Source organism: Niallia sp. XMNu-256 (assembly GCF_036670015.1).
In the GTDB taxonomy this organism is placed as follows: Bacteria; Bacillota; Bacilli; order Bacillales; family Cytobacillaceae; genus Bacillus_BD.
In genome coordinates this window covers 1836480-1848000 of sequence record NZ_CP137636.1, presented here as the reverse complement: position 1 = coordinate 1848000, position 11521 = coordinate 1836480, and the positions used below count along the sequence as shown (strand labels likewise).

Sequence of the window (11521 nt, the reverse complement as noted above, 5' to 3'; positions counted from 1 at the left end):
ACATTTTTAAAGGTTACATAGGCTAACATTGTACTGTTTGGAAATTCTACTCTACTTTCAAAAACTAAAGGCTTCATTATTTTTATTCATAATTGTGAACGAGAAAGATTGGAAGTATATAATATAACAAGCAGTAATTAACTCATTTCAATGGTAAGAGAGAAAATATAGTAAAAATAATTTCATTCAAAATTAATAGGATTAAGATGATTAGAGTTATTATGGAGGATAATAATGAAGAAACTCATAAAAGTTGTGGCAGCTATCATCGAAAATGAACAAGATGAAATCTTATGTGCGCTTAGATCGCCTCTCATGTCTATTCCAAATAGATGGGAATTTCCTGGTGGTAAGGTGGAAGAAGGTGAAGATATTTTTTCAGCACTAAAACGGGAAATATACGAAGAGTTAGGGTGTAAAGCGGAAACAAATAATCAAGTTTTTAATGAAAATATTCACGAATATGACAACTTTACAATCCAACTTGTTTCAATAAAATGCAAGATTATAAAGGGCTCCCCCATTGCGAACGAACATTCAACGTTCATTTGGCTCAAACGGGAAAACTTAGAATCCTTAAAATGGGCACCAGCGGATGTACCTGCTGTTGAACAATTGATGAATGAAAAATAGTTGGTACAGGATCAGGGTCAGATCCTTACTGATTACGGCCTTTGAAAATGTATCATCATTACATAGTTTTTTACTGGGATTGAAATTGCGTTTAACGATAATATTGATTTTCTCCTTATTTTAACTAATGGTTGAGAGAATATATTACTTTATTCCATAACCGGACGATATGGTGAATAGCAAAGGCCTAAATCTTCACTTAAAAAGGATGATTTAGGCTTTTTTACTTTCACCTTTTTAAAATATTCCCCTATTTGTAAACTCAGTGGTAACAGATAAAAGCTATGACTATCGCTGATAAAAGAAGCGTAATTGCTGATTAAGTTGTTGTTTATAAAGTTCTCAAACTATTAATAACCTACTGCTGCAGCACCATGAGCCGCTTGTTCACTAGTGAAACCTTCGAATATAAGTTGGTCAATTAGGCCTTGCTTTGAGAAACTTGTGAAGTCTAAATAGTTCTGAGCCGATTTAGCCGCTTGCTCCATCCAATCTACTTCGATATTATCAACTGCAAAGGTGGCATCTTCTTTAGAGTACCCTTCAAATTCTAGCTGCTCAATTAAACCTGTACGTGAAAATGCTGTAAAATCCAAATAATTTTTAGCTTGTCGAATAGCATTGCTTTGCCCCATTGAAAGCTCTGGGCTTTTTTCTGGTTTTACCACTTCTTCAGTAGGTTTAGATTCTTTTACAGGCTCCTCTATAGGTTTCACGGGAGCAGCCTCTTCTTTAGCTGGCTCTGGTACTTGCTCTGTTTTTGCAGGGGCGGCTGTCTCCTCTGGTGTTTGTTCCGTTTCTGCAGGCTCGGTGGCCTCCTCTGTTACTTGTTCCGTTTCTGTAAGCTCGGTGGCCTCCTCTGTTGCTTGTTCCGTTTCTGTAGGCTCGGTGGCCTCCTCTATTGTCTGTTCTGTTTCTACAGGAGCGATTGTTTCCTCTGCAGAAGAATCTACTGGTGTTTCGGTCGTTCCTCCGCAGGCAGAGAGAACTAAAGCAGCTGAAATAATAATAGAAGCAGTAATCAGTGACTTTTTCATGATCATTTCCTCTTTTCTTTGCTGTTTTTTTATAAAAAAAAGGCGAGTAAAAGTGCCAACCTTTGCTTAAAACTTAAGCCCACTTATAAACTTACTATCTGTTAAGGTAATATCACATAATCTCTAAGTCTATTATCATAGTTATATAGCCTTATTATAACAGTTTTTTTGAAGAAAACGGTTACATATTAGTGAATATTTAAAATTAACCTTGCTGTTTTCAAGGAGTTAAATACAAGTGGACACACATATGAAACGTCACTCCAGATTTTCATTCCAACTCCAAGATTTCCTTAAAATACTCATATGTTTCTCGATCTTCAACATATAGTAATGTCGCAATTCTGCTGCGGGTAAGGAGTACGCGGAAACAGTTTATGATAAAGACTTTTCGGATCTCTTTTTCTGTAAGGTACGGTACTTTCTGACGTATTAACGGATTTCGATCAAGCACTTCATTTACTTTTTTGCAGTAGTTTCTAATTTGATAGATCTCCTTGTGTTCGTCAATGACCCATTTTCCATTGCGGATTTTTAATAGATTCCCCAAATAAGGATGGGATAATCCAGTTCCAACCCTTGACAGTTAAATTGACCCGCAAACGACTTTAATTGATTGCTATTTTGTTTAATATAAAAATCATAAAGATTTTGATTAGAAATTTCCCGGATAACCTCACCATTTATTTGATAACTACTAATGCCGTTGCTATATCTGGCATCAAAGCTACACATTATGAATCCTTTAGAAAAAAGGTCCTCAACCGAATCAAGGGATGACTTTGATGAATTAAAATCATTGAAGAGATAATAAGCATCTTTCAAATTTCTAGCAAGACTTTTAGCCCGTGTTTTATTTCCATCCAATAAGGCTTCTACAAACGGCAATGCTTCTGGACTGTAATGGTTTCTTTTATTTTCCTTTAGTTTTAAGGAATGATTAATTTTAAGATTTACGGTATCCCCGCCTAGTTGAATAGCCATTTCTTGATCTGGAACAAACACATTCACCTGGATATCTCGACTTCCTCTATGAATGACATCACAAAGCTGGATAATCGCTTTAATAATAGTTTCCTCGCCATCTTCTTCCCCTAAATAAATTTCTTGACCTGATCCCATGAGAAATACAATCGTTTTACTCTTCTTTTTTTGTATCATGGAAACAACTAAACTATGTAAAATGATGTAAACCTCAGAGACATCCCGTTCAATGATATAATCGATATATTCTCTCGGATGATTGGCCCTTTTATCAATAGCCATTTGCAATGGATTCCACATTCTTTGGGCTTCGTCGATGATTAATAGATCATTGTGAATGCTGGGTTCTTGGACCCTTTGATCACCATCTCGATACCTTCTACAGAAATACTTAAGATCATAGATATTATGTAGAGAACCGACCGCAGCTGCCTCAGCGCCACCAATTCTTTCTTTTCGAATCATCTGTTTAAAAATTCCCGCTAAGTTTCCATTGCCTGTTACATATTTGGCTCCCTGATCTAAATATTTTTCAAGAAGCGCAAAACCTGTTCCCGTTTTCCCTGTACCTGGAGCACCTTTAATAAATATTAAGTTAAGATTATTCCTTTTTGTATCTTCCGCTAACTCATCAATGATTTGCGAGCAAGTGGCAACATTTTCTGTATCCACGTACATTTGCTGTAGAAGTTCCCTCTTTAAAATATCCTTCATAACCCCGACTGTTGTCAGATCTAGTTTCTCATTAAATTTAAGCCATTTTTTTACTTGATCTTCTCTTGCTGGACCATTTATTTCCTTAACGACATCCCTAAACTCATCGGCCACTTTTATATAATCTAGTTTTTCATTTCTTCCAGCCATGACTGGATTAGTATAAATGAGATATTTTTGAACCTTGAACTCAGGACTTCTTTGCGCTTCTTCCCAAATATTTTTATTACACAAAGTGACTTTGTTATAATATCCGTTGACTTGAATTCGATGTCTCTTTAGTGTTTCCTCGCGAGGATCCTGACCACTTTTGAATTCTAAAATCATGTATTTGTTTTTTGTGAGAATCACAGCATCTATCCAGGTTGAATCAAAAATTTGATATTCGAAATAAATGTCGACATCATGAATAAGAGCCAAATTGGCTTCAGTGAAATATTTTTTCAAAAATCGTAAACTATCCACCCATGATAGAATCTTTTTTTGATCTTCTTCTGGGCACTCTTCAAATCTAGTATATTGTTTACGCTCTGTATGCCAATAGAGGTCGCGAATAAATTGCCCTTCCGTTAATTGCAAAAGGTTTCCAATCTTATATTTTGTTTCCATTAAAATTGTTCACCTTCTTTCATTTCATTGATCTGTTGTTGCACCTTTTTCTTTAATTCTTCAACATCAGTTGGATCATCAACAACATGCATTTTATCGTGGCAATTCGGACAAAGTGCGATTGTGTTGGCAATGGAATCTTCTCCTCCACGAGATAACCATTGGATATGGTGGGTATGAAGATGTGGTTCTCCTTTTTTGTTAAGAAAAGGCGCCGGTTTTTCACACAGTTGACAAACCCCATTGGCCCACCGCTTCGCAAACTCGGATACATATGGATCCCGTTCATAAGTGATAGAAGTAATTTTCCTTTTTACACGATGATGGATAATTGTTTTTGCTCGAGCGGCTAATTCTGCGTCATTAAGCTTTTTAGCCTTTTTCTTGCGAAGCTCTTGTTTGGTTTTTATCCACTTTTCAGGAATCGCTACATTCTGCTTCTCCCCCTTTAGTTGTAGAGGGAATACCCAAACTTGACGATGTTGACCTAAGGTGTCTACTTGCTTTTCTTGATATGGCTTTCCCGCTAATTCAACAATGCCCATGTACACATATTTTTGAGGTTCAAATACTTCAAATAAATGAACCTCAACACCATTTGAATTTGATTGGGCTAATGTTAAATTTTGGGAGGTTAACGTTTGGTCTCCTTCCCTTCCCATCCCCGTATAGTGAAGGATCGGGCCTTCCCAACGATCTTCATATAATGCCTTAGTATGATCAGACACTAGTACAAGTGTATTGGTTTTATGGGAACGGCGCATCCCTCCTTGGGGCGCACATCCAAATACCTTTGTAATGTCTTCATTATTTAAAATTTTTCCTAGTTTTATTTGAATCGTTAACAATGGTTTCACTCCAACTTTTTGTATTTCGATTATTATTTTTTAGGTTTCTGAAAATGACTAACAAAAGAAAAATCAATGAACTTATTATAATTAGGGGATACAATTTAGGAAGGTATAGCTAGATTTTCAGTTTTCTTAGCATTTCTTGGTCTGAATTTTATTAGTATTATTTAACTGACTACTTTTTTCGTCTCTTAAGTTTAGGTAATTTCTTAAAATCTGTTTAGCTAATTCATTAAAAATACATCTTTTTAAACAATTCAATGACTCAGAAAGTATTATAGTACTATTGTAACAGGTTTGTTGATTAAGACGGTGATATATTTTCGAAAGTCATTGAAAGTCTAGAATTCATATAGAAATAAAAGGTACCATTTTCCATATTTCTCCACCAGATATGATATATTTATGATAAAATTACTAGTTATTTGTTACGGAGGGGAATCTTTTGAAAAAATATGTACTATTTATACTATTAACCATTACCTTGATAGTAAGCGCCTGCTCTAACACCCAAGAAACGGCTTCTAAGACCTCAGCTGAAAAAGAAACGGAAAATCCTGTACAACAAGAGCCCTCTACTCAGAATAAAACCGAAGGAACGAATTCACAAGAGGACCAAGAAGTAACGGCAAGCCCGAAGGATCTCTTTGATATTCAACTAAACTCGAAATTAAATACAGTAAATTTAATAAAACCTGGCGAGAAGCCGATTGTTTTATCAGACCGAGATCCTTCTGAACCGGTGAAGTCACCAAATGGCAAAAAGGCTGCCTACCTATCCCCTTTTGGTTGGGAGGAGTTAAGTGATCTTTTTATCGTGGACCTTCAAGATGGAAGCCAACATGTCTTGGTCTCTACGGACTATGAAAATAAACCGAAGGATGTCATTTGGGAAGATGATGATCATGTGCTAGTCATCATAGGCTTTCCACATGGGACAATCATAGAATAAATGTTGAAACTCATAAAAGAGAGGTCGTCGCCGAATTCAATAAAGATATTCAGATAACGGATCTCCTTCGTATAGAAGATGGCATTCTGTATTATAGCGGCCTCCAATACACGGATGATATCCAAAATGAGTATAAGGATTATGCTAATCAAATGACATTAAAAACGGAAACGAATCCAGAGAAAAAGGACAGCGAGGCAGCGCTCGAAGAAGAAGTGACAGAATAAGAGGAAGTTGTTGAATCCACGACTTATCAGAATGCTCGTTATGGATTTTCTGTTGAATACCCAACAAGCTTTACAATGGCACCGCAACCTTCGAATGATGATGGTCGAAAATTTTATAACGAAGAATTCTCGATTGTCGCCTATGGGAGTTCTATTAACGTAATCAAATAAAGTGAAACTTCCATCAGTGGGGGGCTTACTGCCCGTTAAGCCTGACAAGATGAAAGTAAGAGAGGAAGATAAGGACTTCGGAGATTTTTTTTGATGATGTCGGTGACGAGTATTGATAAAAATAATGAGGATTGCCGAATAGTAATGTAGGTAGATTCGCTGTCATGGCGATACATGATGAATAATCTATAAAATAAAAGCCTAAATCACTATGATTTAGGCTTTTCTAAGGAACGCCATGCATGGGTATAAACTTTAGGGTTTCAGTCCCGAACCGCGAAGGTGGAAGGAAAGATTTTACTTTTACCCTGGAGGTATGATGGATACATGAAGTGCTATTTATGACTTACTTAGTGATAAGTAGCTGAACCATCAAAAGTTAGTAGAGGTCATATTATAAATAGGTCTAGATAAATTTGTAAGGACGGAACAATTAGTAGAGAAAAGCCCCTTAATAAACAGTAAGTCATGTGAATATCTTTTAAATGTTTTGTTTGTATCTCAAGAAATGTTCATGATGATATCTTATATGCGATCAGTATATATCTTCAAACTCAGACTTACTATAATTAAATGCTTCCTTTTTAATAAACCGCGCACAATTTAAACCAATCATTTGCGATGGGAGGGAAGTATTTCCATCTGGTAAAATAGGAGAAATAGAAAGGTCTGCAACTTTTAGGTTTTTAGTACCAAAAACATTTAGATACCCATCAACAACTCCCTCTTGAATACTTCTAGCCATCCTACATTGTCCGCCAAAATGAAAAATATTTCGATACGTTGCTCTAACATATTTAGCAAGCTCTGCTCTTTTTCTCGCTTCATTTTTTATTTCAAAGACATCTTCCGAAGGATATACTACTTTATAAATGCCCTGAGGGTCTAGTTGTTGCGCCTTCTTCATAATATTGTAAATATTAATATACTGGTCGATCATAAATTCTAAGTCATTCTGATCTTGCAACGGATTGAGGTTAACGGATGGATAAGCTTCAGGATCACTGTGAGCAGCCAGAATCGTTCCTCTACTTCTCGGGTTATTATCAAAAGGGCCAATACTCATGATATTTGTTCTTTTATTTCTATTAAATGCCCAGTTGTTCGTAAAAACAACTGATGGAGGCAGAAAAGAAGGAGTTACACTGCTATAAATTTGAAGGCGTCGGCCTCCCGTTTTACCTTCTCCTTTATGGGCACCTAATGGAAATGGTAGGTCAGGGTCAGCCTGCATTAATTCTAAAAGACGACTCGTTTCCACTTCAACTCCCACTCCACCAGTGAATTGAGCTTGGAAATTATGTCCCACATTTGGGCTCTCTATCAGTGTTGGTACACCAATTTTAGCTAGATCAGTAGATCTTCCAATCCCAGAACGTTGAAGGATGACCGAAGAAAAATTTCCAGCAGAAAGGATAATTCCTTTGTTTGCATAGGCCCTTTCAGTTATTCCATTCTTGACATACTCAACACCGACTGCCACATGAACTCCTCTATTTTGTTTAAAGAGAATTTTATTTACGGTTGTTTTTGCGAAAATGGTTAGCTGTCTTCCACGAACCCCAAATTCATCGGGTTGGAACTCATTTCCTGGCGTAACCACATCATTTCCTAAATATCCAGTTGCTGTTGATGAACGAATAAATTTTCCGTTCACCCTTTTGTTCATAGCCTGTGATTTAAAAAATGTGCAATCTTTTATACCAGTATTATAATCTTCAACAATTGGAATATTCAATACTTCTGACGTTGCCAGCGCCAATATTTTCGTTAGTCCATTCTTGCGTTCAGGAATAATTTGTTGTCTAACGTGAATGGGCCCTTTTGTTCCCCGTTGATCTGGCTCTTGTGATTTACCTGTATACGTCTCGTTCTTTTTGAATAAAGAACTAACATGATCATAATTCCATTGAGGTCCAACAAGTTCTCCCCATTGATCATAAAGTTCACGACTTCCTCTAACTGCATACATGGCATTATGTTCAGAGCTTCCGCCAATTGCTCGACCACTTGAAATCCTTAACTGACTATTAATATTTGGTTCTATTGTAGACATGACATTAAATGAGTGTCTGTTATCAGTTGCCAACACGCCTGAGCCTGCGTTGGAGGCGCTGCTTAACTCTTCTCTCATATTAGTCCCTGGCTCAAGTGTGAGTACAGAAGTCTCGAAATCATCTGATAGTTCTTTTGCGACAACCCCTCCGGCAGTTCCCGCGCCAATGACTATAAAATCATAGACATTTTGTTTTTTGTGATTTTCCTTAGCTTGAGATTCCATTGTTGAATCATTAATGGGATCTTTTTCAATTTTGGGTACCCAAACATCTTTTTGATTAAAAAAATTAGGTTTCATTCTTCCCATAGATACTACTCTTCTTTTTGATCCACTTTTTCCTCCCATAAAATCACTTCTCTCATAGTTTTAGAAATATCAAATCTTCAAGGACAGTGTATGATTTTTTAACCATAAGCGTAGGGGCAGAAACCTATATTTTTTAAATGAGTGTAAAAATTGGGTAGGAACTAAAATCTCATCCTTTAATCTACAATTTGATCTGCTCTGTTAGAGCAGCCATGTTTACCGTTTGGGTCTATAATGAAAAGCACATGGAAATCGGGGATGTATTGGGATTATTTCAGTACCTGACCAGCAATATGCATATGCACATGTACCAATAAAAACCTGCATATTTTTTTACAGGTTCGGTTGGCGGGAGGATAAACGCTAAAAACAATACAAACAACAAAATAATTAACATATGTTTTAACAGTTAATTATCAATATGAATGACAAATAAAAAAGCTCAGATTTTTTTCTGAGCTTTTTTTGTGTAATATTTACCAACCTAATTGAATTAAACCCACGCATTAGTAAAAGAGTGACACTAATAAATTATACAAAGAATGAATGATAATTACTGACCAAAGAGAATTACTTTTCTTATATACAAACCCAAATATAATACCCAATGCAAAAGCTGTTATTGAGGAGCTTAAAATATAAGGGAATTCAAATAGACCTTTATAAATACAAAGAGTAAAGATGTAATTGTATTTGCTACCCAAAATTTAAAAGAACCCATAAGTTTCCTTAATAAAAAACCCCTAAAGACAATTTCTTCAGTTACCCCAACTAATAGAATAGTATTAAGCCATTCGTTAAAACCTATTCGAAAATCGAAATTACTATTTAAAATAGTGAAATGTAAATTATAATATCCCGTTCGATGTCACGGTCATCATCACTGTTTTGGATCCAATCGAACTTGGGAAACATTGTATATACTAAAAGGATCTTCGAGTAGGAGATCCTTTTTTGTGCGGATAAAAACCTGAATTGTTTAATCATAGAAAAAGAGGGTAATCCTTTTGTAGAGACTAAAATGAAATTTGAATAAATAGCCAGGAGGAATCAAGATGAAAACTTATTATCTATTAGAAAATGAATATGGGGAACAAACAAAAGTATCAGACAGAGCTTATGCAATAGAATTGAAGTCATACGGATGGAAATTAATCACGACTTTTGCACAGCCGAATTGATAAATTCATTGAATAAAATAAACAACTTTCTCCCGTCCTTTTAATTCATTAGCACACATAAAGGTAAAGCTTCAAAGGATTTTGTTCTTTGTGGTTTTACCTTTATGTGTGTTCACTTAGAATGATTTCTGAAGTCTACATCTCTAATACTTCCTTTGTTCAATTCCATCCATAGACCCCACTTGGTGTGCATTATCAAAGGAAATTTCAACCGATACATCACTACCGTACTATTCAAGTAATTTTTTTCAATAGTTACAGCCACAAACCACTTCTGCCACATACTATTCACTTACAGTTTACATAATGGATCTTACAAGAATTTACCCAAACCAACATCCTCTACTATTGTTCCTCCATAGTTCTATGATTCTATTCTTTTACTTCCACAGACTTGAATTGAGATGCCTCCAAGGCTGTTCGTATTGTATTTTCTATACCTTCCTGATTGTAAAAAACTTTGTTAAAAGCCATGGTCCTTGCGTAAATCCCAGTGTCAATTGCCATGCACCTATGCCCTGTAATTCATATTCACGAATAAGTAACATTTTAGCTCCGATGCTTCTTACATCTTCAAACCAAACTTCATGCGTTAACCCCTGTTGGTCTTTATAACGAAAAAAGGGAGACTCAAATTCAGTTGAATATTGGATTGGTGATTGGTGTATCCTGGCTGTTTCCGCAGCATTTTGATTTGAAATCGCTGCCGCAATACTTCCTGGACGGTACGGAATGATCCAATCGTAACCGTATAAAGGTACACCTAAAATAATTTTTCTGCTAGGCACATATCTTAAAGCAAATTCAACCGTCCTTCTAACTTCAGTAATGGGAGCTACAGGGCCTGGTGCACTTCCTGCATGGTGCCAGTCATAAGCCATAATAAACATAAAATCCACTACTGAACCAATCCCACCATAATCATACCCTTTTAGCCATGGTATATCTTCGTTTGTTTTTGCAGGAACCGCAATCGTTAATGTACGACCTAATGGCTGTAAACGATCTCTTAATTCTCTTAGAAAACCCGTAAAAAGATCTCGATCTTCAGCCGTAACCCGTTCAAAATCAATATTAACTCCACCATACCCCCTGTTAGTCACTAAAAAAGAAATATTATTAACAAGGTTCGTTCTTGCTGTAGGATTGTTTAATACTTGATGAACTAGTTCAGGACTAAAACCGGCAGGTGTTAAATTTGTGATAGTCACAAGAGGTCTAACGCGATAGTTCCAAGTTGTTTGAATAGCAGTTAAATCATTTAAGGTGTTTGCTATATCTCCATTACTCAGAAAGTGATATTCAAAAATGGATATGGATGTAGAGTAAGGGGCGAAATTTCTTATTAAAGCCTGGTCCAAATCTGGACTTCGAACAGCATAGTAGTTTAGCCCTGATGCAAGATAATTGGATATATTAGGAATTGTGAGCCTTATTCCTGGTTGGAGCGCAACCGGATTAACAGTAGGATTAGCATTTGTTAGTTGTTCTAAAGATAAGTAAGATCTTCTGGAAATGTCTATTAAAGTATCCCCAGGTTGAACAATATACGTATATAATGGAATAAGCAAGGCAAGACCCGGAACAAGATTGGTTTCTTCTAAACCATTGACACGGCGAAGCTCATCTATGGAAATTCTATATCGATTACTAATTGTAAATAACGAATCACCTGGTTGAACCTCATGAAAAAACATACTTATCCCCCAATCCAAAAAGCTGTAGAATATGGTATTTTCCGTTATTTCTAACTTATATAGTCTATAAATTATTTTATCATTTTAGAACCCGCAAAAA

Annotated in this window: 9 protein-coding genes; 3 read left to right on the top strand and 6 right to left on the bottom strand. The window is 36.0% G+C overall.

The window, feature by feature from the left end; translation table 11 throughout:
- The first annotated feature begins 234 nt into the window (after positions 1 to 234).
- Positions 235 to 633, top strand: coding sequence for a (deoxy)nucleoside triphosphate pyrophosphohydrolase (locus R4Z10_RS09365; RefSeq protein WP_338472906.1), 399 nt, complete (start codon positions 235 to 237; stop codon positions 631 to 633).
- Between the two features lie 350 nt (positions 634 to 983).
- Here the strand turns inward: R4Z10_RS09365 and R4Z10_RS09360 are convergent, their stop codons facing one another.
- From R4Z10_RS09360 to R4Z10_RS09345, 4 genes are all read right to left on the bottom strand, one after another.
- Entirely contained in the window at positions 984 to 1670 is a 687-nt protein-coding gene (locus tag R4Z10_RS09360; protein WP_338472905.1) for an Ltp family lipoprotein, read from the bottom strand.
- A gap of 271 nt (positions 1671 to 1941) precedes the next feature.
- The gene (locus R4Z10_RS09355) at positions 1942 to 2220 is read right to left on the bottom strand and encodes a hypothetical protein (RefSeq protein WP_338472904.1); all 279 of its coding nucleotides are present in this window, start codon (positions 2218 to 2220) and stop codon (positions 1942 to 1944) included.
- Positions 2205 to 3977 carry a DNA/RNA helicase domain-containing protein gene (locus tag R4Z10_RS09350; protein WP_338472903.1) on the bottom strand — a complete coding sequence of 591 codons (1773 nt, stop codon included), beginning with the start codon at positions 3975 to 3977 and terminating at the stop codon, positions 2205 to 2207. Before R4Z10_RS09350 ends, R4Z10_RS09355 begins: the two co-directional genes overlap by 16 nt.
- Entirely contained in the window at positions 3977 to 4825 is an 849-nt protein-coding gene (locus R4Z10_RS09345) for an HNH endonuclease signature motif containing protein (protein WP_338472902.1), read from the bottom strand. The genes R4Z10_RS09350 and R4Z10_RS09345 overlap by 1 nt, the downstream gene beginning before the upstream one ends.
- Before the next feature lie 448 nt (positions 4826 to 5273).
- Here R4Z10_RS09345 and R4Z10_RS09340 point away from each other — a divergent pair, with 448 nt between their 5' ends.
- Positions 5274 to 5780: a hypothetical protein gene (locus R4Z10_RS09340; RefSeq protein WP_338472901.1), complete on the top strand. Its 507-nt coding sequence runs from the start codon at positions 5274 to 5276 to the stop codon at positions 5778 to 5780.
- Positions 5781 to 6713: 933 nt separating this feature from the next.
- On the opposite strand, the gene R4Z10_RS09335 is transcribed toward R4Z10_RS09340, so the two are convergent.
- Positions 6714 to 8582 (bottom strand): GMC family oxidoreductase, encoded by a 1869-nt coding sequence (locus R4Z10_RS09335; protein WP_338472900.1) that lies wholly within the window; start codon positions 8580 to 8582, stop codon positions 6714 to 6716.
- A 1016-nt stretch (positions 8583 to 9598) separates the two neighbouring features.
- Between R4Z10_RS09335 and R4Z10_RS09330 the strand changes: the two genes are divergently transcribed.
- Positions 9599 to 9724: a hypothetical protein gene (locus R4Z10_RS09330; RefSeq protein WP_338472899.1), complete on the top strand. Its 126-nt coding sequence runs from the start codon at positions 9599 to 9601 to the stop codon at positions 9722 to 9724.
- Positions 9725 to 10158: 434 nt separating this feature from the next.
- Here R4Z10_RS09330 and R4Z10_RS09325 read toward each other — a convergent pair whose 3' ends face one another.
- Positions 10159 to 11421: a glycoside hydrolase family 18 protein gene (locus tag R4Z10_RS09325; protein WP_338472898.1), complete on the bottom strand. Its 1263-nt coding sequence runs from the start codon at positions 11419 to 11421 to the stop codon at positions 10159 to 10161.
- Between the last annotated feature and the right edge of the window lie 100 nt (positions 11422 to 11521).

Coding starts and splice junctions, on each gene's coding strand:
- R4Z10_RS09325 (WP_338472898.1), bottom strand. CDS start 11,421: ATGTTTTTTCATGAGGTTCAACCAGGTGATTCGTTATTTACAATTAGT.
- R4Z10_RS09330 (WP_338472899.1), top strand. CDS start 9,599: ATGAAAACTTATTATCTATTAGAAAATGAATATGGGGAACAAACAAAA.
- R4Z10_RS09360 (WP_338472905.1), bottom strand. CDS start 1,670: ATGAAAAAGTCACTGATTACTGCTTCTATTATTATTTCAGCTGCTTTA.
- R4Z10_RS09350 (WP_338472903.1), bottom strand. CDS start 3,977: ATGGAAACAAAATATAAGATTGGAAACCTTTTGCAATTAACGGAAGGG.
- R4Z10_RS09335 (WP_338472900.1), bottom strand. CDS start 8,582: ATGGGAGGAAAAAGTGGATCAAAAAGAAGAGTAGTATCTATGGGAAGA.
- R4Z10_RS09365 (WP_338472906.1), top strand. CDS start 235: ATGAAGAAACTCATAAAAGTTGTGGCAGCTATCATCGAAAATGAACAA.